This window comes from Flavobacterium aciduliphilum (assembly GCF_003268855.1).
In the GTDB taxonomy this organism is placed as follows: domain Bacteria; phylum Bacteroidota; class Bacteroidia; order Flavobacteriales; family Flavobacteriaceae; genus Flavobacterium; species Flavobacterium aciduliphilum.
Genome location: NZ_QLSZ01000004.1, coordinates 118,371 through 141,741 on the forward strand (window position 1 = coordinate 118,371; position 23,371 = coordinate 141,741).

Annotated in this window: 23 protein-coding genes; 10 read left to right on the forward strand and 13 right to left on the reverse strand. The window is 34.4% G+C overall.

Going from position 1 to position 23,371, the window contains the following annotated elements:
• The first annotated feature begins 83 nt into the window (after nucleotides 1-83).
• The gene (gene hflX / locus CLV55_RS05940; protein WP_112112835.1) at nucleotides 84-1,304 is read left to right on the forward strand and encodes a GTPase HflX; all 1,221 of its coding nucleotides are present in this window, start codon (nucleotides 84-86) and stop codon (nucleotides 1,302-1,304) included.
• Here the strand turns inward: hflX and CLV55_RS05945 are convergent, their stop codons facing one another.
• Genes CLV55_RS05945 through CLV55_RS05970 form a run of 6 tightly spaced genes read right to left on the reverse strand, consistent with a single transcriptional unit; the run spans nucleotide 1,305 to nucleotide 5,173 of the window.
• Complete coding sequence (locus tag CLV55_RS05945) at nucleotides 1,305-2,192, reverse strand: DUF3078 domain-containing protein (RefSeq protein WP_394338238.1); 888 nt, start codon at nucleotides 2,190-2,192, stop codon at nucleotides 1,305-1,307.
• Between the two features lie 17 nt (nucleotides 2,193-2,209).
• A complete protein-coding gene (locus CLV55_RS05950) occupies nucleotides 2,210-2,716 on the reverse strand; it encodes a DUF2480 family protein (protein WP_112112837.1) in 507 nt (168 codons plus the stop codon).
• Between the two features lie 31 nt (nucleotides 2,717-2,747).
• Nucleotides 2,748-3,071, reverse strand: coding sequence for an SUF system Fe-S cluster assembly protein (locus CLV55_RS05955; protein ID WP_112112838.1), 324 nt, complete (start codon nucleotides 3,069-3,071; stop codon nucleotides 2,748-2,750).
• A 4-nt stretch (nucleotides 3,072-3,075) separates the two neighbouring features.
• Nucleotides 3,076-3,495: a SufE family protein gene (locus tag CLV55_RS05960; RefSeq protein ID WP_112112839.1), complete on the reverse strand. Its 420-nt coding sequence runs from the start codon at nucleotides 3,493-3,495 to the stop codon at nucleotides 3,076-3,078.
• A gap of 11 nt (nucleotides 3,496-3,506) precedes the next feature.
• Nucleotides 3,507-3,947, reverse strand: a complete 441-nt coding sequence (locus CLV55_RS05965) for a hypothetical protein (protein WP_112112840.1) — start codon at nucleotides 3,945-3,947, stop codon at nucleotides 3,507-3,509.
• 11 nt (nucleotides 3,948-3,958) lie between these two features.
• Complete coding sequence (locus CLV55_RS05970; protein ID WP_112112841.1) at nucleotides 3,959-5,173, reverse strand: aminotransferase class V-fold PLP-dependent enzyme; 1,215 nt, start codon at nucleotides 5,171-5,173, stop codon at nucleotides 3,959-3,961.
• 141 nt (nucleotides 5,174-5,314) lie between these two features.
• On the opposite strand from CLV55_RS05970, the gene CLV55_RS05975 reads away from it, so the two are divergent.
• Nucleotides 5,315-6,667, forward strand: a complete 1,353-nt coding sequence (locus tag CLV55_RS05975; RefSeq protein ID WP_112112926.1) for a serine hydrolase domain-containing protein — start codon at nucleotides 5,315-5,317, stop codon at nucleotides 6,665-6,667.
• A 74-nt stretch (nucleotides 6,668-6,741) separates the two neighbouring features.
• On the opposite strand, the gene sufD is transcribed toward CLV55_RS05975, so the two are convergent.
• The 4 genes from sufD to CLV55_RS05995 form a co-directional block, all read right to left on the reverse strand.
• Nucleotides 6,742-8,058: a Fe-S cluster assembly protein SufD gene (sufD, locus tag CLV55_RS05980; protein ID WP_112112927.1), complete on the reverse strand. Its 1,317-nt coding sequence runs from the start codon at nucleotides 8,056-8,058 to the stop codon at nucleotides 6,742-6,744.
• Between the two features lie 65 nt (nucleotides 8,059-8,123).
• Nucleotides 8,124-8,873 (reverse strand): Fe-S cluster assembly ATPase SufC, encoded by a 750-nt coding sequence (gene sufC, locus CLV55_RS05985; RefSeq protein ID WP_112112842.1) that lies wholly within the window; start codon nucleotides 8,871-8,873, stop codon nucleotides 8,124-8,126.
• A 37-nt stretch (nucleotides 8,874-8,910) separates the two neighbouring features.
• Nucleotides 8,911-10,359: a Fe-S cluster assembly protein SufB gene (gene sufB / locus CLV55_RS05990; protein WP_112112843.1), complete on the reverse strand. Its 1,449-nt coding sequence runs from the start codon at nucleotides 10,357-10,359 to the stop codon at nucleotides 8,911-8,913.
• A 77-nt stretch (nucleotides 10,360-10,436) separates the two neighbouring features.
• Entirely contained in the window at nucleotides 10,437-10,766 is a 330-nt protein-coding gene (locus tag CLV55_RS05995; RefSeq protein ID WP_112112844.1) for a HesB/IscA family protein, read from the reverse strand.
• Between the two features lie 165 nt (nucleotides 10,767-10,931).
• Here CLV55_RS05995 and CLV55_RS06000 point away from each other — a divergent pair, with 165 nt between their 5' ends.
• The 8 genes from CLV55_RS06000 to CLV55_RS06035 all read left to right on the forward strand — a co-directional run bounded on the left by CLV55_RS06000 (nucleotide 10,932) and on the right by CLV55_RS06035 (nucleotide 19,568).
• Nucleotides 10,932-11,792 (forward strand): MBL fold metallo-hydrolase, encoded by an 861-nt coding sequence (locus tag CLV55_RS06000; protein WP_112112845.1) that lies wholly within the window; start codon nucleotides 10,932-10,934, stop codon nucleotides 11,790-11,792.
• Nucleotides 11,793-11,860: 68 nt separating this feature from the next.
• Nucleotides 11,861-13,462: a S8 family peptidase gene (locus CLV55_RS06005; RefSeq protein WP_112112846.1), complete on the forward strand. Its 1,602-nt coding sequence runs from the start codon at nucleotides 11,861-11,863 to the stop codon at nucleotides 13,460-13,462.
• Between the two features lie 56 nt (nucleotides 13,463-13,518).
• Nucleotides 13,519-15,405 carry a M1 family metallopeptidase gene (locus CLV55_RS06010; protein WP_112112847.1) on the forward strand — a complete coding sequence of 629 codons (1,887 nt, stop codon included), beginning with the start codon at nucleotides 13,519-13,521 and terminating at the stop codon, nucleotides 15,403-15,405.
• A gap of 67 nt (nucleotides 15,406-15,472) precedes the next feature.
• Nucleotides 15,473-15,883 carry a hypothetical protein gene (locus CLV55_RS06015; protein ID WP_112112848.1) on the forward strand — a complete coding sequence of 137 codons (411 nt, stop codon included), beginning with the start codon at nucleotides 15,473-15,475 and terminating at the stop codon, nucleotides 15,881-15,883.
• A 12-nt stretch (nucleotides 15,884-15,895) separates the two neighbouring features.
• The gene (rnpA, locus tag CLV55_RS06020; RefSeq protein WP_112112928.1) at nucleotides 15,896-16,276 is read left to right on the forward strand and encodes a ribonuclease P protein component; all 381 of its coding nucleotides are present in this window, start codon (nucleotides 15,896-15,898) and stop codon (nucleotides 16,274-16,276) included.
• Nucleotides 16,273-17,907, forward strand: coding sequence for a S41 family peptidase (locus tag CLV55_RS06025; RefSeq protein WP_112112849.1), 1,635 nt, complete (start codon nucleotides 16,273-16,275; stop codon nucleotides 17,905-17,907). The genes rnpA and CLV55_RS06025 overlap by 4 nt, the downstream gene beginning before the upstream one ends.
• Nucleotides 17,908-18,723 (forward strand): OmpA family protein, encoded by an 816-nt coding sequence (locus tag CLV55_RS06030; protein ID WP_112112850.1) that lies wholly within the window; start codon nucleotides 17,908-17,910, stop codon nucleotides 18,721-18,723.
• Nucleotides 18,720-19,568, forward strand: a complete 849-nt coding sequence (locus CLV55_RS06035) for an OmpA family protein (RefSeq protein ID WP_112112851.1) — start codon at nucleotides 18,720-18,722, stop codon at nucleotides 19,566-19,568. Before CLV55_RS06030 ends, CLV55_RS06035 begins: the two co-directional genes overlap by 4 nt.
• On the opposite strand, the gene CLV55_RS06040 is transcribed toward CLV55_RS06035, so the two are convergent.
• The 3 genes from CLV55_RS06040 to CLV55_RS06050 are packed head-to-tail and all read right to left on the reverse strand — an operon-like array spanning nucleotide 19,565 to nucleotide 23,346.
• On the reverse strand, nucleotides 19,565-20,014 hold the full coding sequence (locus CLV55_RS06040; RefSeq protein WP_112112852.1) for a GNAT family N-acetyltransferase: 450 nt from the start codon (nucleotides 20,012-20,014) through the stop codon (nucleotides 19,565-19,567). The two genes, CLV55_RS06035 and CLV55_RS06040, sit on opposite strands and share 4 nt — an antisense overlap.
• 1 nt (nucleotide 20,015) lies before the next feature.
• Nucleotides 20,016-20,999 carry a DUF4837 family protein gene (locus CLV55_RS06045; protein ID WP_112112853.1) on the reverse strand — a complete coding sequence of 328 codons (984 nt, stop codon included), beginning with the start codon at nucleotides 20,997-20,999 and terminating at the stop codon, nucleotides 20,016-20,018.
• Nucleotides 21,000-21,039: 40 nt separating this feature from the next.
• Nucleotides 21,040-23,346 carry a LysM peptidoglycan-binding domain-containing protein gene (locus CLV55_RS06050; RefSeq protein WP_112112854.1) on the reverse strand — a complete coding sequence of 769 codons (2,307 nt, stop codon included), beginning with the start codon at nucleotides 23,344-23,346 and terminating at the stop codon, nucleotides 21,040-21,042.
• Between the last annotated feature and the right edge of the window lie 25 nt (nucleotides 23,347-23,371).

Genomic DNA, 23,371 nt, shown 5'->3' on the forward strand with positions numbered 1-23,371 from the left:
AGAGCCGATTTAGTAAATAATATTCAGTGTCCCTTTCGCTTTTTTTTGTTTTTGGTTACTTTTGTAGCAATACTTAATAGGATATGTTAGAAAAGGAAAAAGTATATTTCGAAAAGACTGTAATAATCGGTGTAATTTCTCAATATCAAACAGAGGAAAAACTAAAAGAATACCTCGATGAACTTGAATTTTTAACCATTACCGCTGGAGGAGAAGTGGTTAAACGTTTTTGGCAAAAAATGGATAGGCCCAATCCTAAAACGTTTCTCGGTACAGGGAAAATGGATGAAATTGCACATTATATCAAAGAAAACAATATCATCACGGCTATATTTGATGATGAACTTTCTCCTTCACAACAAAAAAATATTTCTAAAATTTTAAATTGTAAAATTCTTGACCGAACCAACCTCATATTAGATATTTTTGCACAAAGGGCAGAAACTTCCTATGCTCGAACACAAGTAGAATTGGCACAATGTCAGTATTTATTACCACGGTTATCGGGAATGTGGACCCACCTTGAGCGTCAAAAAGGAGGAATTGGACTACGTGGCCCGGGGGAAACCGAAATTGAAACCGATCGACGAATTGTTAGAGACCGTATTGCTTTATTAAAAGATAAAATCAAAACCATCGACAAACAAATGGCTATTCAAAGGAGCAACCGAGGGGCCATGGTTCGTGTTTCGTTAGTTGGATATACTAATGTTGGAAAATCTACCCTAATGAATGCAGTTGGTAAAAGCGATGTTTTTGTTGAAAACAAACTTTTTGCAACACTAGACACTACTGTTAGAAAAGTGGTAATAAAAAACCTTCCTTTTTTATTGTCGGATACTGTAGGTTTTATTAGAAAACTGCCTACCCAACTCGTGGAATCATTCAAAAGTACGCTTGATGAAGTTCGGGAAGCAGATTTATTATTACATGTAGTGGATATTTCTCATCCCGATTTTGAAGATCATATCGAATCGGTAAATCAAATATTACAAGATATTAAAAGTAATGATAAACCAACCATCATGATTTTTAATAAAATTGATGCCTACACACATTTGGTTATTGATGCAGATGATCTTATCACGGAAAAAACATCCAAACATTATACCCTTGAGGAATGGAAAAAAACATGGATGCATCAATTGGGCGAAAAAAACACCCTTTTTATTTCTGCTACTGAAAAAGAAAATTTTGAACAGTTTAGAGAAGTAGTTTACAATGCCGTTCGAGAAATTCACATCACTCGTTTTCCATACAATAATTTCTTGTATCCAGATTATAAAGACGCTTTGGAAGATTGATTATATGCTGTAATTTACGCCCAAGCCAATAATTTGACGGGTTTGAAAACCCGCAAAGGCATTGTCATCGTATATCGTTTGGAACGCAAAATTAGTCGATAAATACTTATTTACTTTCATCACAATATTTAAGGTATAATCTATATCCACATTTTTGGGTTGGTCATTATAGTTGGAGTATAAATTCAGTATGTTTTCGGCAGTGACATTCTCCATGATATTAAATTTCCAATATCCGTTTACAGAGGCTCCAAATTCGTATCTGTAAGAATAGCCTTGTTGCACACCAAATGAAGGACCATTTTGAGTAAAGTTTGTATCTACAAAAATTACTTTTGAAGTAGCTGGTGCAAGATTTATTTTTAAATTATCATTCCGTTTCCACAACATACCGGGTCCAAATTGAAGATAGGCAGGTGAAAAAAAATGTGAAGTTTTTATTACTGTTTCAAAACCGGAATCAAATTGCGTTTTAAAATTTAAAAAGCCCGAATAATACCATTCTCCATTGGCTTTTTTACCTATAAGAGAATTAAATAGAAATCGGTCATCTGATTTTTGTATAGGCTGATATTGTATCTTTGTAAGACCATAGGCGCCTTGTACTTTATTATCCCATGTCCAACTGTCACTATTGTAATTTAATTCGCAATTAAACCCAAAACTAGCCGAAATATTACTCTGTCCACCAGCCAACCAATTATTAAATGTCGCCTGATTGGCCAAAAAAGTAAACTGCCCTTTTTTGGTCCATCCATTGGGTTTTTCTTGGGAAATTTTTACTATGGTTTCTTCTGTTTTTTTAAGTAAATCTTTTTCACTTGTTTGAGCAAAAACACTAAGCATCGAACAAAAATAAATTGGTACAAAAAACAGAATTTTTTTAATAACTCTCATGTTGTTTTTTACTTTTTCTTAAATAATGGAACAGCCGAACAAGCTTCTCCGTACATGATACTTTTTGCAAAAGTTTGTAAATATTGAATAGCCATGACATAGGCACTTTCAGGAACTGGTTTTCTTGAGCACCCTTTTAAGATCACGGGCTTATCTAAATATTTTGAATAATCGATTTTAGAGAGAAGGTCTTGATATAATGTAGTTTCTAAATCCGTAAAGGTTCCTAAAACTACTTTTTGAGCAAAAGATGCTACATAAGTAGTTACCAAGATACTCGCCCAAGCCGGAATTATGGCGTCTGTAGCACAATGAATCGATACAAAATGATTATGATACTGCGACCAATCGTGTTTTTTTAAAGCTTCTCTAAAATCTTTTTCTTTCAGCAATTCTCCCTCGTAAAGCCATTGTGAAATATCAATTTGTGTACGTATGCCAATGGGATAGTAGTCCTCTAAATCGAAAACTTCAAGTGCAGAACTAGCTACTTTATTAATAATTTCATCAGACATCGTTTATTCTAATTTTCTTATTAATCTAAATTTACAGCATTCCTAATTCTAATTTAGCTTCTTCGCTCATTAAATCTTTACTCCAAGGCGGATCAAAAGTAATTTCTACTTCACACGATTTTACCTTATCTATTTTCGTTATTTTTTCTTCCACTTCTCGGGGTAACGTCTCTGCTACGGGACAATTTGGTGAGGTCAACGTCATCAATACTTTTACCTCATGATCTTCATTTATCATCACGTCATAAATCAATCCCAATTCGTAAATATCTACAGGAATTTCAGGATCATAGATTCCTTTGAGTACTTTAACTACATTTTCTCCAAGATTGATGTCATCATTAAATTCTTCCATTTTTTTATTTTTTTAGATTAAATGCTAAAGCATACATTTTTAATTGTTTGATCATAGACACTAAGCCATTTGCTCTTGTAGGCGAAAGATGCTCTTTTAATCCAATTTCATCAATAAAATCGGTCGAGGCCTCTAAAATTGCCTCAGGTGTTTGATTTGAAAAAACGCGTATTAAAACAGCAATAATACCCTTAGTAAGAATCGCATCACTATCTGCGGTGTAGACTACTTTGTCTTCATGTAATGCCCCATGAACCCATACTTTAGATTGACAACCATTAATTAAATTCTCCTCTGTTTTATAGGCCTCATCAATTAATGGAAGCGATTTTCCTAGCTCAATAATATATTCATAACGGTCCATCCAATCGTCAAACGACGAAAACTCCTCTATAATTTGATTTTGTATTTCTTGAATTGTCATTTCTATTCATTTTAATGCGCTCTTTTTTCGCCTAATTCAACTACTTTAAATACTAATTTTTCTATCTCTTTAGGAGGAAATCCATGATCGAAAGTATTTGATTGGTATTCTTTCCCTTTATAGGTGATTTTAATACTAGCAATGGCAGCTCCGTCGTAGAATCTTTTTTGAGTAGGCCCTTCAAATGAAGCTAAATGCTCTAAGTCAGTGTTTTTCATTATTTGAAGTAAGTCTTCCCCATCTTCTTTGGAAAGCGCTATTGCCTCTCCTTTGGTTTCGTCTTCTCTGTTTTTACTACAATACACCGTATGGTTTTCAATGGTAATTTTTTCATAAAACCCTCTTTTACTAGCGCTATATTCTATTTGAACCGATGCTAAATCGTTCACTTGTTCTTTTGAACATCCTTTTATCATAAAAAAGGTTAATAGCAATATTCCTAAAGTTTTCATTAGTTCTTAATTTATAGTAACATTTTCTGAGCTTTTTTTAGAGCCTCAACAAAGATATCGATTTCATCTGTAGTATTGTAGAAAGCAAAACTGGCTCTAATTGTTCCGGGAATTTTATAAAAATCCATAATCGGCTGTGCACAATGATGCCCAGTTCGTACAGCGATGCCCAATTTATCAATAATCGTTCCCACGTCATAGGGATGAATGCCTTCGAGATTAAACGAAATTACCGAAGTTTTTTCTTTAGCCGTGCCATAAATTTTTAAGCCTTCTATTTCAAGTAATTTTGCTGTAGCATATTCCAATAATCGCTGTTCGTAGGTCGCAATATTTTGAAAACCAATTCCATTCAAATAATCAATCGCCGTACCCAAGACAATACCCGCTTCAATATTTGGAGTGCCAGCTTCAAATTTATGGGGTAAATCGGCATACGTCGTTTTCTCAAAAGAAACGGTAGCAATCATTTCTCCTCCCCCTTGATAAGGGGGTAATTTTTGCAACCACTCTTCTTTACCATAGAGAATTCCAACACCTGTTGGACCACATATTTTGTGACCCGAAAACACATAAAAGTCACAATCCAGAGCTATAACATCGGGTTTTAAATGAGGTGTTGCTTGTGCCCCATCAATCAAAATCGCAGCTCCCACTTGATGTGCTTTTTCAATCATGTATTCAATAGGATTGATCGTCCCTAAAGCGTTTGAAATATGATTGACTGCAACCATCTTAGTTTTTTCAGATAATAAGCTATCGTATTCCGAAAGAATCAATTCGCCCTGTTCATTCATCGGAATGACTTTTAAAGTAGCGCCTGTTCGTTCACAGAGCATTTGCCAAGGTACAATATTACTGTGATGTTCTAATGCCGAAACTAAGACCTCATCCCCTGCTTTTAGGATTGAGGCAAAACCATTGGCAACCGCATTAATCGAATGAGTTGTTCCTGAAGTAAAAATCACTTCATGAGCAAATTGAGCATGAATATGATTTTGAATTTTTCTACGGGCTTCTTCGTAAGCATCGGTAGCTAATTGACTCAATGTATGCACGCCTCGATGAATGTTGGCGTTTATTTCTTTGTAATATTTAGTAATCGCATCCAACACCACTTGAGGCTTTTGCGATGTCGCTCCGTTATCGAAATATACCAACGGTTTTCCATTTACTTTTTGTGCAAGTATCGGAAAATCGGCACGTATTTTTTGAATGTCTAACATTTGTTTATTTAGAATTTTTATAAATACAAAAGTAATACATTTGAAATGGAATTTTACCAAAGAGATGTTAATAAAATTAAAGTTTTTATTGTTTAAAAAGATTGAATGTTTTTTTATACATTGCATGAAAATCGTGTTACTATGAAAAAATTCTTCAAATACGTTGCTTTTGGTTTTCTTGCCTTTCTTATTTATTTTGGCATCACTACCTATCCTAAGCTAGATTTAATCTCTGGTTTTTCGGCTAAAAGTATGGCTTCAGGGCATTTTTTGGACAACCGTTCTACGGAAATGATCCAACAAGGAGACAACGACATTCCCTTGGTTCGTTTGGCCAAACTTGGTTATGACGACATTGGAAAATATGCTACGGCTTCTGTTTACGGATTAAAGAAACGTAAGGCGATCTATCGTGAGGGCTTGGGGGCGACACTAATTAACGATGATTTTGATGCTACTAAACCGTATGAGGTTCCCAAAAGAACCAAACTCAATAACCATTTACCGTTTCCTTATGGCAATGTAGAACCAAAAGATACTATTTTTTCAAACATTGATTACAAAAAATTACAGGCTGCTGTTGACAATGCTTTTGATGAAAAAGGCCAAAAGAATAAACGAACTCGTTCCGTACTTGTGATTTATAAAGACAAAATCATTGCCGAAAAATATGCCGATGGTTTCAATAAAAATTCAAGAATTTTAGGCTGGTCAATGACAAAAAGTATTACGGGAACTTTATTCGGAATCTTACAAAAACAAGGAAAAATGAACATCATGAAACCCGCACCGATTGCCGAATGGAAAAACGATAAACGAGCAAAAATAACTTTAAACGATTTATTACACATGAATTCGGGTTTGGAGTGGGAAGAACAATATGATAAAATTTGTGATGCTACCAAAATGCTTTTTCAAGCAGAAGACATGAGTCGAAGTCAATTAGAAAAACCATCAGCGTTCGAACCCAACACGCATTGGAACTATTCCTCGGGAACTACTAATTTATTGAGTGGCATTTTGAGAAAACAATTCAAAACTCATCAAGAATATTTGGATTTTTGGTACAGCAGTTTATTGGATAAAATTAGTATGAATTCGGCCATTGTAGAAACCGATATGGCAGGCAACTTTGTAGGGTCGTCTTATGGCTGGGCCACGACTCGCGATTGGGTAAAATTCGGCTTATTATACTTGCACAAAGGCAATTGGAATGGCGAACAATTATTTGACGAAAGTTGGGCTAAATATGTTGCTACACCAACCAATACTTCCAATGGAAATTACGGTGCGCAATTTTGGTTAAACGCTGGCGGAAAATTCCCTGATGTGCCTAAAGACATGTACTATGCGAGTGGTTTTCAAGGACAAATGGTAGCGATTTTCCCAAGTAACGATTTGGTAATTGTACGTATGGGATTAAGTGAAGAATTTGATTTTAATGGGTTGTTGCATGGGGTTGTTTCTTCTATAACCGCAAAGAGTACAAAGTAAAAAAACACAAAGAGCGCAAGGTTTAAAATCTTTGCGCTCTTTGCGTAAATCTTAACAACCCTTGCGGTTAAAGATTACAAATCAAACCCTAAATTTACGCCCAATTTATTTGCAATAATTTTAGTAATGCGTTGTTTCAATTCGGGTATTTTGATGCTTTCAATAACTTCATTTGAAAACGCATACATCAACAATGCTTTTGCTTCTTTCTTCGGAATACCTCGTTGTTGCATGTAAAACATAGCACTTTCATCCAATTGTCCAATGGTACAACCGTGTGAACATTTTACATCATCGGCAAAGATTTCCAATTGCGGTTTAGCGTTTATCGTAGCTTTATCACCAATTAAAATGTTGTTATTTTGCTGAAAAGCGTCTGTTTTTTGTGCTTCTTTTTCTACAAATATTTTTCCGTTAAAAACGCCTGTGGCACTATCGGCCAAAATGGTTTTGTAGTTTTGATGGCTTTCACAATTGGGTGAGGCATGATGTACCAATGTATAATGGTCTACGTGTTGCTTGTCGCCAATAATCGTAATTCCTTTCAAGGTTGAATCGATTCTTTCCCCAAAATGATAGAAATTCAGGTTATTTCTAGTGATGTTTCCCCCAAAAGAAAAGGTATGAACCGAAACTCTACTTTCTTGTTTTTGAGAAATATACGTATTGTCAATCAGGTTGGAAGATTGCAAATCGTTTTGAATTTTATAATAATCAACGATGGCGCGTTTTTGAGCAAAAATCTCCGTAACGGCATTGGTTAACACTGGGTTTTCATTCAAACTTTGATGTCTTTCGATGATTTGAACGTGTGCATTTTCACCTACAATCACCAAATTTCGGGGTTGCACCATCAAGGCGTTTTCAACTCCAGTAGAGAAATATATAATTTCTATAGGTTTATCAGCTATTTTGCTTTTTGGAATGTTTATATACGCTCCTTCATTAGCGAAAGCAGTGTTTAATGTCGTCAAACTCTCATCTTTGCTCGCAATTTTATTGAAATATTCGTCAATAACCATTTTGTATTTAGGTTTGGTTAATGCCGATGACATCAAGCAAACATCAATTCCGTCGTGCGTGGTTGCCGATAAAAAAGAGGAGAATTTTCCATCTACAAAAATTACTTTGTACGTGTCAATTTCATGCAAAAAGTATTTTTTTACTTCCGCAAATTCAATCGCATTTTCGTGTTTTGGAAATACTGAATACTCATTTTTTAAAATGGCATTCAGCGACGTGTATTTCCACGCTTCCTCTTTTTTGGTTGGGAACCCCTTATTTTCAAAGTTTTTAATAGCCGAAGTACGCACCTCATGCAAATGGGAAGTCACATCAATTTGCTCTTCAAAGGCCATGAAAGACGATATTAATTTTTCTTTTAAATCCATTTTTTTAGTATTCAGTCGCAGCATTCAGTCGCAGTTGTTGTTAACTGTGACTGAGACTGTAAACTCTAATTCAATTCACTCTTAATCCAATCGTATCCTTTTTCTTCAAGTTCTAAAGCCAATGCTGCTCCGCCTGATTTTACGATTTTTCCGTCCATCAACACATGAACAAAATCCGGAATGATATAATCTAATAAGCGTTGATAATGCGTAATGACCAACACGGCATTGTTTTCGTTTTTTAATTTATTTACACCATTAGCCACAATTCGAAGGGCATCGATATCCAAACCAGAATCGGTTTCGTCTAGAATAGCAATTTTAGGCTCTAACATCGCCATTTGGAAAATCTCGTTACGTTTCTTTTCTCCACCCGAAAAACCTTCGTTTAGCGAACGCGACAAGAACTTTCTGTCCATTTCTAGTAATTCTGATTTTTCACGAATTAATTTTAGCATTTCGTTGGCAGGCATTTCGTCTTGTCCGTTAGCTTTACGCTTTTCATTAATGGCTGTTTTGATAAAATTCGTAACCGAAACTCCCGGAATCTCTACTGGATATTGAAAAGACAAGAATACGCCTTTGTTTGCGCGTTCTTCTGGAGCTAATTCCGATAAATCTTCTCCATCAAGAAAAATTTCGCCTTCTGAAACCTCGTAGTTTTCATTCCCAGCAATGATAGACGAAAGTGTTGATTTTCCTGCCCCATTCGGGCCCATAATGGCATGAACTTCTCCTGCTTTTATTTCAAGATTAATACCTTTTAATATTTGTTTGTCTTCAACTGAAGCGTGTAGATTTTTTATTGATAACATTTTTTGAATGTGTTTTTTTTATTTGATTTTGTTTCTATTATCCTACCGAACCTTCCAATGAAATTTCAAGTAATTTTTGCGCTTCTACGGCAAATTCCATCGGCAATTTGTTCAAAACATCTTTACTAAATCCATTCACAATCAACGCAATGGCTTTCTCTGTTGGAATCCCTCTTTGATTGCAGTAAAATACTTGGTCTTCTCCTATTTTGGACGTCGTCGCTTCATGTTCGATTTTGGCTGAAGCATTTTTGCTTTCAATATACGGAAACGTGTGTGCGCCACAATTGTTTCCCATCAACAACGAATCACATTGTGAAAAATTACGAGCATTATCGGCTCGTGAACCTATTTGAACCAAACCACGATAACTGTTTTGTGATTTTCCTGCCGAAATTCCTTTAGAAATGATGGTCGATTTGGTGTTTTTTCCTAAATGAATCATCTTAGTTCCTGTATCCGCTTGTTGGAAATTATTAGTCACAGCTATCGAATAAAATTCTCCAATGGAGTTATCTCCTTTCAATACACACGAAGGATACTTCCAAGTTACAGCAGAACCTGTTTCTACTTGCGTCCACGAGATTTTGGCGTTTTTCTCACACAACCCTCTTTTGGTTACGAAGTTGAACACACCCCCTTTTCCTTCTTTGTTTCCAGGATACCAGTTTTGAACCGTAGAATATTTGATTTCCGCATCCTCTAAAGCAATCAATTCCACCACTGCTGCGTGTAATTGGTTTTCATCACGACTGGGAGCCGTACAACCCTCAAGATACGAAACATAACTGCCTTCATCGGCAATTAGAAGCGTGCGTTCAAACTGACCTGTACCAGCCTGATTGATACGGAAATAGGTTGATAATTCCATTGGACATTTCACGCCTTTTGGAATGTAACAGAAACTTCCATCGGAAAAAACCGCCGAGTTTAAAGCTGCATAAAAATTATCTTTTTGAGGCACTACTGTTCCTAAATATTTTTGAACCAACTCAGGATGTTCCTTAATTGCTTCAGAAATACCCATAAAAATAATGCCTTTTTCGGCCAATGTTTTTTTGAAAGTTGTCGCTACAGAAACGGAATCAACGACAATATCCATAGCAATGTTGTTCATTTTTTTCTGCTCGTCAATAGAGATTCCCAATTTTTTATACATCGCCAAAAGTTCGGGATCCACATCGTCCAGGGTTTTATTGGGATCGACTTTTTTGGGTGCCGAATAATACGAAATCGCTTGAAAATCGGGTTTTTCATACTGCACATTAGCCCATTCTGGTTCTTCCATTTCTTGCCAAGCACGAAACGCCTCAATACGCCAATCGGTCATCCATTGCGGTTCTTCTTTCTTTTGAGAAATGGCACGAATAATGTCTTCGTTCAACCCAACAGGAAAGGTTTCCGAATCGAGTTCGGTATAAAAACCGTATTCGTATTCTTTATTTTCTAATTCGACTTTTAAGTCTTCTTCGGTGTATTTGCTCATTTTTTTGTCTTAAAGTTTAAAAGTCCAAAGTCTTAAAGCCATCTCAATCTTACGACTTGATGACTTTCGACATTCGACTAAAGTGAAAATGATTCGCCACAACCACAAGTTCTAGAGGCGTTTGGATTATTAAAAACAAATCCTTTGCCGTTCAATCCGCCTGAGTATTCCAAAATCGTTCCTGCTAAATACAAAAACGACTTTTTCTCAACGGCAATTTTAACAGCGTTATCTTCAAAAACTTTATCGTTTTCTGTTAATACTTTGTCAAATTTTAATTCATAAGACAAACCCGAACATCCACCACTTTTCACACCTACTCTTACGTAATCTTTAGTAGCGTCAAAACCGTCCTCTTTCATCATTTCGATGATTTTTTTGCTGGCTGTATCTGATACTTTTATCATAACCTTATTTTGATTTTGTCTAAATTAACAGCAAAGTTACTACAAATATCTATTTTCTCAACATCTCATAACATTTTTATAACGAATAACAGTATAGAAAAAATTGATATAATCGCAAAAAGAAGCAAGCTATTTATTAAATTGCACCCATTTAAATTCATAATTATGAAACTATATCCCATCGAAGCAGGAAATTTTAAACTTGATGGTGGCGCCATGTTTGGCGTAGTCCCAAAAGTTATTTGGAATAAAACCAATCCTGCAGATGCTAATAATTTAATCGATATTGCTGCACGTTGTTTATTAATTGAAAACGGGAATCGGTTGATTTTGATCGATACAGGAATGGGCAACAAGCAATCAGAAAAATTTTTTAGTTATTATTCACTTTGGGGAACACATTCTTTAGACAAATCATTGGCTAAATATGGTTTTCATCGCGATGACGTGACTGATGTTTTTATGACACATTTGCATTTTGACCATTGTGGTGGTAGTGTGAATTGGAACAAAGATAAAACAGGGTATGAAGTTGCGTTCAAAAATGCAAAATTTTGGACTAATGAAAACCACTGGGAATGGGCTACGAAACCCAATTCGAGAGAAAAAGCTTCGTTTTTACATGAAAACATCATTCCGATGCAAGAAAGTGGTCAACTAAATTTCATCAAAAGAGCTGAAGGAGATTATGGAATTTCGGAAGAATTAGGGTTTGGAATTTTTTATGCCGACGGACATACCGAAAAACAAATGATACCTCATATTCAATACCAAGATAAAACCATTGTTTTTTGTGGTGATTTATTAGCTACAGCAGGACATATTCCGATTCCGTATGTGATGGGATATGACACTAGGCCATTACTTACATTAGACGAAAAAACAAAATTCATGAACGCTGCTGCCGAAAATAATTATTATTTGATGCTCGAACATGATGCTCATAACGAAATTATTACGGTTGAAAAAACCGATAAAGGAGTTCGTTTGAAAGAAGTTTTTCGTTGTGAAGACATCTTAATCTAATGTTAACTAGAGTCCGATTTGTAACAAATTCAACTATTTTTATACCGATTACAAAAACAATATAAAAAATGAAATTAGTAAAACCACTTTACGTAACATCAATTGCTTTGTTGGCTTGTGCATCTATCCAAGCACAGCAAAAAGCGGAAATTAAAAAATTCACAACCAAAAAAGCAGAACTCACAGAGGTTCAAAAGAAACGTTGGAGTGATTTAGATCTTGAAAAAGACACTATTCCTGGCATGAGTGTCGATAAAGTTTATACCGAACTCTTGAAAGGAAAAACAGGAAAGAAAATCATTGTAGGTGTCATCGATTCTGGATTAGATATTGACCACGAGGATTTAAAGGGAAAAATCTGGACAAATACTAAAGAAATTCCGGGAAATAATATTGACGATGACAAAAATGGTTTTGTAGATGATGTACACGGATGGAATTTCTTGGGCGAAGGCACCGCTGAAAATTTAGAACTAACTCGTATTGTAAAAAAAGGTGATGACGGTTCTGAAACTTACAAAAAAGCAAAAGCAGAGCTAGACGAAAAACGAGGCGAACTGAACCAACAAAAATTTCAAGTCGATATGATTTCCAAAGCTGATAAGGATATTCAAACGTATTTGAAAAAAGAAACCTATACGCTTGAGGACTTGAAAACAATAACCACCACAGATTCAGGTTTGTTGAGAAGTAAAATGATCATGATGAGCATTGCTTCCAAAGCAGGAGACGGTTTTCAAGAAGAAATCAAATCGTATGTTGATTATGTGTATGACCAACTAAACTACAATTTAAATGTTGATTTCAACGGAAGAAAAGTAGGCGATAATCCAGATACTATGGAAATGACGCATTACGGAAATGGTAATGTAAAAGGTCCAGACGTTGAAGATGCGCTTCACGGAACTCACGTAGCGGGTATTATTGCTCAAATTCGTGGAAACGACAAAGGGGGTGATGGTGTGGTTGATAAAAACATTGAAATTATGGCCGTTCGTGCTGTTCCAAACGGAGATGAATATGACAAAGATATTGCTCTAGCCATTCGTTATGCGGTTGATAATGGGGCTAAAGTCATTAATGGAAGTTTTGGAAAAGACTATTCGCCTCACAAAGAATGGGTTTGGGATGCTATAAAATATGCCGCTAAAAAAGACGTATTGATTGTACATGCCGCAGGAAATGATGCTAAAGATGTTGATACAGAACCTAATTTTCCAACGGATGAAGTTAATGGAAAAGAAATCGCAGACAACTTAATTACCATTGGTGCTTTAAACAATGTATATGGTGATAAAATAGTAGCTGACTTTTCCAATTATGGGGCTAAAAATGTAGACGTTTTTGCTCCAGGAGTTGAAATTTACGCTACGGTTCCAAATAACAAATATAAATACGAACAAGGGACCTCTATGGCATCACCAAATGCTGCCGGAGTTGCTGCTCTAATTCGTTCCTATTATCCAAATTTGACTGCTTCACAAGTAAAACATATCTTGATGGACTCTGGAACTCCGATTGCTGAAAATGTAGTTGTAGATGAAACAAAAAAAACCATTCCTTTTTCAAGTGCGTGTGTGTCAGGAAAAATTGTGAATGCCTACAATGCCCTTCTTATGGCTGAGAAAATGTCGAAAAAAACTCCTTTAAAAAAAGGAAAGAAAAAATAATGTCCTAACTCACTAAAGGAAGGGTAATACCTTCCTTTTTTTAATTTGTATAATGTATGAAACGATTGTTTTTGTTATCATTACTGTATCTCACATTTTTCAAGTCTTTTGGACAGAAACTAAACTATTGGCAACAACACGTAGATTATACGATGGACGTTCTGATGGATGTAAACACATACCGTTATCAGGGATCACAAAAGTTAATTTACACCAATAATTCTTCAGATACCATACGTCGTGTTTTTTATCATTTATACAACAATGCCTTTCAACCAGGAAGCGAAATGGACATGCGTTTGCAAAACATAAAAGACCCTGATGGACGAATGGTAAACAAAATCAAAGTAGGTGAAAATGAAGTAAAAGAAAGTCGGATTTCTAAATTGAAACCGAATGAAATTGGCTTTTTGCATGTTTCCAATATGAAACAAGATGGGGTCGCTGTTACAGCAAAAGAAGTGGAAACCATACTTGAGGTCTCTCTTGCCCAACCACTCTTGCCAGGCACATCAACAACATTTACCCTAGATTTTGAAGGTCAAGTTCCTATTCAAATTCGACGTTCTGGAAGAAACAATAAAGAAGGCGTTGAACTTTCTATGGCACAATGGTATCCGAAAATGGCCGAATTTGACTTTGAAGGATGGCATGCCGACCCTTACATCGCAAGAGAATTTCATGGGGTTTGGGGAAATTTTGATGTTAAAATAACTATCGATAAAAACTATCTTTTGGGCGGAAGTGGTTATTTACAAAACGGCAACGAAATTGGTTATAATTATCAAGATAAAGATGTAGTTGTTTCTATTCCAAAAAAACAAAAAACACTGACTTGGCACTTTATCGCACCTAATGTACATGATTTTACTTGGGCTGCCGATAAAAATTATATTCACGACGTGGTGCCCACTTCATTTGGAACTACGTTACATTTTCTATACAAAAACAACCCAAAAATTATTGACAATTGGAAACAAGCCGAGCCTAAAACAGTTCAATTGATGGACTATTACAATAGGATTGTGGGCAAATACCCCTACCAGCAATATTCGGTTATTCAAGGGGGCGATGGCGGTATGGAATATGCCATGTGCACACTAATTTTGGGTGAAGGAAAACTAGACGGATTAGTAGGAGTCATTGCTCATGAAATGGGACACTCGTGGTTTCAACATATTTTAGCATCCAATGAAAGTAAACATCCGTGGATGGATGAAGGTTTTACTTCGTTTATTGAAGATTTGGGACTGAATGAAATTTCAGACAAAAAGGTTGACAATCCATTTCTTGGAGCTCTTAGAAGTTATATCGCTTTGGTAAATTCAGGAAAAGAACAACCTCTTTCCACTCATGGCGATCGTTATGACGAAAACAGAAGCTATAGTGTTGCCTCCTACAGCAAAGGAGAAGTGTTTTTAGTACAATTAGAATACCTCATCGGAAAAGAAAATTTGATGAAAACATTACGCCGTTATTTCGAAGATTTTAAATTCAAACACCCCACCCCAAACGATATTAAAAGGACCGCAGAACGGGTTTCGGGCGCTAATTTAGATTGGTTTTTAACAGATTGGACAGAAACACTAAACACGATTGACTATGGAATTAATAGTGTTGAAAATTCCGTGAATGATCTTGTAAAAACAACGGTTTCTTTAAAACGTTTTGGAAGAACACCAATGCCTATTGATCTTTTAGTTGAATATACCGACGGGACACAAGAATATTTTTATATCCCCTTGCGTATGATGAGTTTTGTCAAGGAAAATCAAATTCCTGGTTCAAAAAGAACCGTATTAAACGACTGGACTTGGGGAAATCCTAATTATTCGTTTGAAATCAATTCACCAAAATCTAGCATCAAAAAAATTACAATAGACCCCAATAGTCTTATGGCTGACGTAAATCCGTCGAATAATACTTATGAAATAAAACCATAAATTTTACGTTTTTCCCTAAACGATTTATTGAAATAGAATTTGTAGTTTTACACACTATTTTTTTGATATGAAACTTTTTAAATATATTTTTATTTTGTTTTTTGTTAGTGTTGGTATTCAAAAAACCAATGCACAAACCTATACTTTTAGAACTTCTAGTCTTAGCATCATGGATAAGACTGAAAAAGGAGCTTGGAACAATTGGTCAGAATTTAAAAAAGCAGAAATTATTATTACGTTAGATGCCAAAAAAGATCGTTTTGTAGTTAATTCTAAAGATATTCAATTGTATCGAATAGAATCTTATTTGCAAAAAGTAGTAGATGCCGACAACGAAACATTGGGTTTTAATTGTATTGATAACGATGGTGCCAAATGTATCATCATGATAGTGACACGAAAAAAAGAAAACAATCGAAAACAATTTTACATCATCTATCCCGATTTGAAAATGGTTTATAACATTTACAAAAGCTAAAAGGTGACAGATATAGGCTTTAAATATCCAAAAAAAGAAAAACTCAAAAGTAGAAAAGCAATAGAGGTTTTGTTTACAGAAGGAAAATCTGTTTCAAAGTTTCCCTTGCGTTTGGTGTATACTTCTCATGAAAATTTTGAAGAAGAAACACTTAAATTTGGGGTTTCAGTCTCTAAAAAATATTTTAAAAAAGCCGTAGATAGAAATTATTACAAACGCGTTTTACGAGAATGTTACCGCTTGAATAAAAAAATATTATATGAAAATCTAGAACAACCTTATCATATGATGTTTTTTTACCAAACAAAAGAACGATTGGATTTTCAGAGTATTAATACAAAAACGAAAGAATTGTTTGAAAAATGGGTAGTACAAAAAAACGAGAAAGCATGATAAAATACCTAAAAAAAAGATATGTAATTCCTTTTTTAGCCGCAGGGTTTTTGTTTGTTGGGGCTAGTTTTAAAGATGATTTCTTTGAAATTGCTAAACAAATTGAAATTTTCACTACGCTATTCAAAACCATCAATCAAAATTATGTCGACGAAGTCAATCCTGCCGAATTGATGGATAAGGCTATCAAAAGCATGTTGGACGATTTAGATCCCTATACGAATTACTTCAACGAACAGGATGTTGTTAAATTTAAAATCAACAATACTGGCGAGTATACAGGTATTGGTGCAATGATTACCAGAAAAGAGGATAAGCTTATCATCAAAGAGCCCTACAAAGGATTTCCGGCAGATAAAGCGGGTTTGAAAGCTGGAGATGCTATTATTCAAATTGGAGATGTCATGCTTTCTGATTTTAAAGATGATGCTTCACAATTGTTGAAAGGAGCAAAAAACACTAAAGTAGATATCAAGTACATTCGACAAGGAAAAACACTAACTGGTCAAATCGTTTTGGATGAAGTGGAAATAAAAGCCGTGCCATTTTTCACTAAAATTGATGACAAAACAGGATACATCGTTTTATCGGCTTTTAACCAAAAAACTACTCAAGAAACCAAAGAGGCACTTGAAAAACTTAAAGCTGATGGAGCTGAAAGAATTATTTTAGACTTGAGAGGAAATCCTGGTGGATTACTCAATGAAGCGGTAAATGTTTGTAATCTATTTGTTCCCAAAGGAGAAACCATCGTAACAACAAAATCTAAAAACCCTAAATACAACACGACTTACAAAACCACCAAAGAGCCTATCGATGTTGAAATTCCTTTAGCCATAATTGTTGACGGCAAGAGTGCATCTGCCTCAGAAATTGTATCGGGAGCTTTGCAGGATTTAGACCGAGCTGTGATTATAGGATGTCGAAGTTTTGGAAAAGGATTGGTACAACGACCAATCGATATGACCTATGGAACACAAGTAAAAGTAACCATCTCGCGTTATTATACTCCTTCTGGAAGATGCATTCAAGCACTCGATTATTGGCATAAAGATAAAGATGGAAAGGCAGTGAGAACCGACGCTTCAAAATATAATGCCTTTAAAACCAAAAAAGGGCGAACGGTATATGATGGTGGTGGCATTCAACCCGACATTGAAATGGCTGAAACTAAACTGAGTACAATTGCTGAAGTATTACAAAAAAATGATGGGATTTTTAATTATGTGACCGCATATTACTATAAAAACCCCAATCTCGGTGATAAAATCCCAACCCTAACCGATACCGATTTTGCCGATTTTAAATCGTTTCTCAAGAAAGAAAAAATCAGTTTTGACACAGAAACGGAATTGGCTTTGAAAAACACTCTTGAAAAAGCGAAAAAAGAAAAAATTGACGAAACTATTGCGCCACAATATGAACAATTATTTAATGCCCTTCAAAAAAGTGAAGAAACACTCTTAGATAAAAACCAAAAGGAGATTAAGAAATTAATTTTAGATGAAATCATCAAACGCTATCAATACAAAGAAGGTTGGCATAAATACAATACGAAAAACAATCCCGAAATAGCAAAAGCAACTTCCTTATTGGCTAATCCAACTGAATACAAGAAAATTCTAGAATAAATGAAACGTTTTTTAAAGTATATTCCTCTACTTATTTTTGGATTACTCCACGCGCAAGAAGAAGCCGTAAAGTCTGTATATTTCGAATTTGATAAATTTTCTTTAGACGATAAACAAGCTAATGAAGTGGTCGATTTTATTAAAAACACCGATTCTACACGTATTGAATCTATTCAAATTTTTGGCTACACCGATGATATTGGAAAAGATGCCTACAATTTTAAACTCTCTACAAATCGCGCTACTACCATTCAGAAAAAAATTATTGAAAGTGGTATCAAGAGTAAAATTATTGTCACCATTGAAGGTAAAGGGCGTGTCTTAATTGATGATGATATTATAGACAATTTACCCGAAAAAAGATCAAAAAATAGACGGGTAGACGTGGTTTTAAATTTAAAAGAATTACCAAAAATTGTTCTTCCAGGATTTTATAATATGCTTCAAAAAAATCATGTGGTTGGCGATCATATTTATCTAGAAAACATCTTGTTTGATAAAGGAAGTAGTCATTTAACTTCCAAAGCAAAAGCAGAATTGGATAAAGTAGCGCTGTTGTGTTTACGGTATAAAAACATTGAATTTGAAATTCAAGGACATGTGTGTTGTACCCCACCCAACCAAAGAGAAGCAATTGATAAAGACACTCGAAAAAGACAATTGTCTACCAATAGAGCAGAATCAGTGTTTAAGTATCTCGCTTTTAGACGTGTTCCAAAAAGCAGGATGACTTTTAAAGGGTACGGAAATACTGTACCGCTTGGGAAAGATCCTGAGTATGACAGACGTGTTGAACTTGTAATTACTAAAATATGATACGTCCTTTTCTGTTTTTTTTCTTTTTTTCGTGCAGTGTAGCCTTGGCTCAAAACATTAAAGACACGATGGTGGTGTATTTTGATACCAATGGTTTTGAGTTAAAAGCAAAAGAAAAGGAAAAAATTAGTTCGTTTTTTAGCCGAGAGAAAATCTATATCAAATCTTTAGAAATAGAAGGCTTTTGTGATGATATTGGCACCATTAGTTCTAATGCACTACTATCTACTAAAAGAGCTCAAGCTGTATCTGATTATTTAAAATTACAATTAAATTTAGATTCTAATGTAGTACATGGAAAAGGTGAAATTCAGGTGGTTCAAACAGAAAAAAATCTAGAAGAATCTAGAAAAAAAAATAGAAAAGCCATTATCACGATTCATTATACCAATGAAAAATATGCAGCGCTACACATACCCATTGCTGAAAAAGAAAACATTTATGCCGGATACAAAACTTTTGAAGAACCTTTAAAAGTGGGAGACAAAATCATATTAAATAAAATTCTTTTTAAAGGAAGTCTCACTTTTTTTCTTGATGAAACAGAAGCAAACAAAGAACTAGACAAAATAGCTAACTATTTGAAAGATCATCCCTCGGTGTGTATTGAAATTCAAGGACACGTATGTTGTATTTCAGGAAGTTTTTCAGACGCTTATGATCGAATTTCACAGAAAAACAATTTATCGGAAACCCGTGCCGAGAGAATTTTTGATATGCTTGTAGAAAAAGGCGTTTCTTCATCTAGGATGACGCATCATGGGTATGGACGACAATTTCCGCTTTCAAATACAGAAGAAGAAAAAAACAAACGTGTTGAAATTGTCATTACAAAATGTAATTAACCCCGTTTCATACGAATGTGAGGAATTCCATCTTCAAGATAGATTTCACTAATTTGTATAAACTGATGACTTTCGTAGAAATCTTTTAAATAATGTTGTGCTGAAATGGTAATTGTATGGCTATGAAAATGGCTTTTAATTGCTTGTATTGCTTGTACCATAAGTTCGTGCCCTAATTTTTTCCCTCTATATTCAGGGTCAACCACAACCCTTCCAATGGATGTTTCATCAAAATAATCACCTTGGTCAAAAATTCTAGCATAAGCTACTACGGTTTGCTCAATTTCTCCGATAATGTGAATTGCTTTTTTATCTTTAGCATCAACATCTTGATAAACGCAGTTTTGTTCGACCACAAAGACTTTTGATCGCAATTGCAACAAAGAATACAACTCCGAAGCAGAAAGTGCTTTAAAAGGCTTTATTTTCCATTTTATTGTTGGCATGTTATTTCTTTTTTAGAAAAATAATAGATTTTATAATAGACTCCAATTCAAAGACCAAATCTCTTTTTTGTTTTGAAGAAGCATAACAAAAGCCTTCCACAACCAAAATACGCTTATTTGAAGTGTCTAATAAAGCGTAATTGATAAACGGACCGTTCATAAAATCGTTGACTAACTCCCAACTTCCTCTTGTTTCATAGGCTTTTCTTTTGAAAATTTCTACTGTTGAAACAAAAGGAGAAAACGCTTGTTCTGTTGCCATCCAGGTTCTTGAGACTGCGCCATGAATATATCTTCTCCCAATAGAATCTCTAATTTTGGTAATTCTTTTGGCAATATTCGAATTGTGTTTGATGCTTTTCATGGGCAATTGATAAAAAATCAAACTTAAATTGCCACTGGTTATTTCTTTTTTATACCAAAGGAAATTTCGTTTTTTAAGAACTAACTTATATTTTATTGGTATATCAATTTTTATATTAAATTTTTTAGAAATGGCTTTTGTGTCTGCTAATGAATCACTTTTGATTTTATGCTGCAATATTTGAATTTCAGACTTCTTAAAATCGCTAACAATAAGAGAATCGTTTTTTTCAATAGTATCTAAAAGTTCTTGGACTGAGTTTCCAGAAATATGAACAACGACTTGTGGATTGGCATATTCATTCTTTTCAATTCGAAACTGACTTTTAGATTCTTTCTTTACCACAATAATATTTCTATTATTTGACATAAATCCTTCAAGCAATTTAACAGGATATTGATTTAATGTAAAAATGGGCTCTTCTTGAGGAAGGCCATAAACGGGTGCGGCAAACTTATTTCGAATGCTATCACCAACTTCGCCGTTCCATAATTGATCATCAATAATCACAGAAACATTATTGATTTTACCCGATGAATCTGTGGTGGTTTTTTTTTCTTTAAAACTACAGGAGGTAAAACAAAGAAGGACTATTACACATAAAAAAAGGACTTTATTCATGATCTGTAAATAAAGTCCAAATGTAGAGAAGATTTTTAATTTATCCGTTAATTTTTAATTTCATTCCGGGTTTTATATTTTCACCTTTAATATGGTTCCATTTTTTGATATCGGCAATGGTGACTCCAGGAAATTTTTGTGAAATTTTGAGAAGGGTATCTCCTTTTCTCACTTGGTACATATTGGCTTTTTCCTTTTTACCATTAGCCGCATAAGAATCTTTTTTATTTATTTTATTAATTTGAACCGTTGGTTGTTCTTTTCCTACTATCAATTTTGTTCCTACTTTGATGGCTGTGTCCGATAGCGCATTCCATTCCAACAAATTATCAATAGACACATTATACTTGCGCGCAATTGTTCCTAAAAACTCCCCTTTTTCTACAATATGTTCAATATTTTTACTCTCTACTAGTTCTTTAGTATCTTGGTTTTTAGATTCCGTTAGAGGTTGCGAAGAAATAATTAATTGTGTTCCAACCTTTACATTAGTGTCTATTAAATTATTCCATTCCTTAATGTTTTCAACACTGACATTATTTTTTTTGGCAATGGAAAACAAATTATCACCTTTGGCTACCACATAATAATTTTCAGTGTCAATAGTATCTTGATATTCTGTTTTTTTTAGTTTATCCGATTTACTATTTTTATTCTCAATTGTTGTTAATGCTTCATTTTTATCATTATTCGTTACTTTCAGCTCTTTTTTGACAAGGGTTACTACTTTTTCATTTTTGATAATTTTCAAATTGTCTCCCAAACCAAGATTATCATTTTGAAGCTTATTCCATTTTTTGATATCGGCAACAGTAACACCATATTTTGAAGCAATAGCTCCTAAATTATCTCCTTTCGAAACTTTATAAGTTTTGACAACGTCTTTGTATGATACTTGTTTATCGATTCTAAACGTTTTGGCATCCGTAGTAGGTTTTTCTTTTGTTGTTGAAGCAAGTGTGTCGTTCCATTTTGTATTGGTGTTTTGAACTATCGCTTCTTTCTCAAGGACAATTCTCAGCATTTTACCACGTGGCGCGCGATTGGACTTTAGATGGTTCCAACTTTTTAAATTGGCAAGAGTAACATCATATCGTTGTGCAATTTCCATTAAATTATCACCTCTTTTAACTTTGTAATACTTGGTTTTTGCACCCAAATGAACTACGTCATTAGGTAATGAATCTTTAACTCTTTTGACAACAAGTCTTTCAAAAGGTTTTTCTCTTTTGCTTTCTTCATAATCCACATAAGCATAAATTTTATCCTCATTGGACGTAAAAACAGCGATTTTATCTTTTGGCAATCTCAAAAAAGCTTGTTTTCCCGAAATTACTGGTATTTCATTTCTCTTGAATGAGGGATTGAAAAACTGCAATTCAGCAACCGGCATGTCTAATAAATCAGAAATTTGTCGGAACGTAATATGTTTTTTAATCATAATCGTGTCAGTAGCAAAAAGATTGGCTACTGGTTTTTCTGGGACAATGCCATGTTCTTTATGGTATTCAAAAATATACATAGTTGCCAAAAAAGCAGGAAGATACCCTTGCGTTTCTTTAGGTAAGTTTTTACGAATATTCCAATAATTTTGTTGACCCCCAGATCTTCTGATGGCTTTAGCTACATTTCCAGGACCAGAATTGTAAGCGGCTAATACCAAATCCCAATCACCAAAAATTTTATACATGTTATTCATGTATTGAGAAGCAGCCTGACTGGCTTTTAATGGTTCACTTCTATCATCAACATAAGAATCTATATCGAGACCATATTGTTTTCCTGTTTGATACATAAATTGCCATAATCCTGTTGCGCCTACTCGTGAAACTGCACGCGGATTCAAAGCAGATTCGACAACAGCTAAATATTTAATCTCTAAAGGAATGTTGTTTTTAGCCAATTCTTCCTCAAACATCGGAAAATAATATTGAGAAACACCCAACAGTCGCTCAAACGTTTTTTTTCTATTTTTTAAGAACGATTTTATAACATTTTCCAATCCAACATTGTATTCGATATTGAACGGTGATTTTTCGTCAAGTTTTTTTAATCGCTCTTTTAAAAGCTCTGTAGGCAATTCATAATCAACTTCTTGATCAACGTCTACGTTTTTAATATCCAATAACATTTCATTATAAACGTCTAACAATGTCATTTCTTTCATCCATAGACTATCTATACAAGAAGCGATTTCATCATGAACAAAGGTGGATTTGATAGAATCGAGATATGAAATTTTTTGAATGGGTTTTACAATTGTATCTTGTTGTTTATCATTTGTTTGTGCAAAAAAAACAAACGATGAAAACAACAAAAAGGTTGTAATTTTATTTTTTTTTATCATAAATTTTTTTTTAATTTCAGTAAAT

Excerpts from the sequence above, each read along its gene's own strand:
- CLV55_RS06050 (WP_112112854.1), bottom strand. The coding sequence starts at position 23,346 with ATGATAAAAAAAAATAAAATTACAACCTTTTTGTTGTTTTCATCGTTT.
- CLV55_RS05975 (WP_112112926.1), top strand. The coding sequence starts at position 5,315 with ATGAAAAAATTCTTCAAATACGTTGCTTTTGGTTTTCTTGCCTTTCTT.
- CLV55_RS06040 (WP_112112852.1), bottom strand. The coding sequence starts at position 20,014 with ATGCCAACAATAAAATGGAAAATAAAGCCTTTTAAAGCACTTTCTGCT.
- CLV55_RS06010 (WP_112112847.1), top strand. The coding sequence starts at position 13,519 with ATGAAACGATTGTTTTTGTTATCATTACTGTATCTCACATTTTTCAAG.
- CLV55_RS06030 (WP_112112850.1), top strand. The coding sequence starts at position 17,908 with ATGAAACGTTTTTTAAAGTATATTCCTCTACTTATTTTTGGATTACTC.
- sufD (WP_112112927.1), bottom strand. The coding sequence starts at position 8,058 with ATGGATTTAAAAGAAAAATTAATATCGTCTTTCATGGCCTTTGAAGAG.
- CLV55_RS05960 (WP_112112839.1), bottom strand. The coding sequence starts at position 3,495 with ATGACAATTCAAGAAATACAAAATCAAATTATAGAGGAGTTTTCGTCG.
- sufC (WP_112112842.1), bottom strand. The coding sequence starts at position 8,873 with ATGTTATCAATAAAAAATCTACACGCTTCAGTTGAAGACAAACAAATA.
- sufB (WP_112112843.1), bottom strand. The coding sequence starts at position 10,359 with ATGAGCAAATACACCGAAGAAGACTTAAAAGTCGAATTAGAAAATAAA.
- CLV55_RS06025 (WP_112112849.1), top strand. The coding sequence starts at position 16,273 with ATGATAAAATACCTAAAAAAAAGATATGTAATTCCTTTTTTAGCCGCA.
- CLV55_RS05995 (WP_112112844.1), bottom strand. The coding sequence starts at position 10,766 with ATGATAAAAGTATCAGATACAGCCAGCAAAAAAATCATCGAAATGATG.
- CLV55_RS05955 (WP_112112838.1), bottom strand. The coding sequence starts at position 3,071 with ATGGAAGAATTTAATGATGACATCAATCTTGGAGAAAATGTAGTTAAA.
- CLV55_RS06005 (WP_112112846.1), top strand. The coding sequence starts at position 11,861 with ATGAAATTAGTAAAACCACTTTACGTAACATCAATTGCTTTGTTGGCT.
- CLV55_RS05965 (WP_112112840.1), bottom strand. The coding sequence starts at position 3,947 with ATGAAAACTTTAGGAATATTGCTATTAACCTTTTTTATGATAAAAGGA.
- CLV55_RS05950 (WP_112112837.1), bottom strand. The coding sequence starts at position 2,716 with ATGTCTGATGAAATTATTAATAAAGTAGCTAGTTCTGCACTTGAAGTT.
- CLV55_RS06000 (WP_112112845.1), top strand. The coding sequence starts at position 10,932 with ATGAAACTATATCCCATCGAAGCAGGAAATTTTAAACTTGATGGTGGC.
- CLV55_RS05970 (WP_112112841.1), bottom strand. The coding sequence starts at position 5,173 with ATGTTAGACATTCAAAAAATACGTGCCGATTTTCCGATACTTGCACAA.
- CLV55_RS06015 (WP_112112848.1), top strand. The coding sequence starts at position 15,473 with ATGAAACTTTTTAAATATATTTTTATTTTGTTTTTTGTTAGTGTTGGT.
- hflX (WP_112112835.1), top strand. The coding sequence starts at position 84 with ATGTTAGAAAAGGAAAAAGTATATTTCGAAAAGACTGTAATAATCGGT.
- CLV55_RS06045 (WP_112112853.1), bottom strand. The coding sequence starts at position 20,999 with ATGAATAAAGTCCTTTTTTTATGTGTAATAGTCCTTCTTTGTTTTACC.
- CLV55_RS06035 (WP_112112851.1), top strand. The coding sequence starts at position 18,720 with ATGATACGTCCTTTTCTGTTTTTTTTCTTTTTTTCGTGCAGTGTAGCC.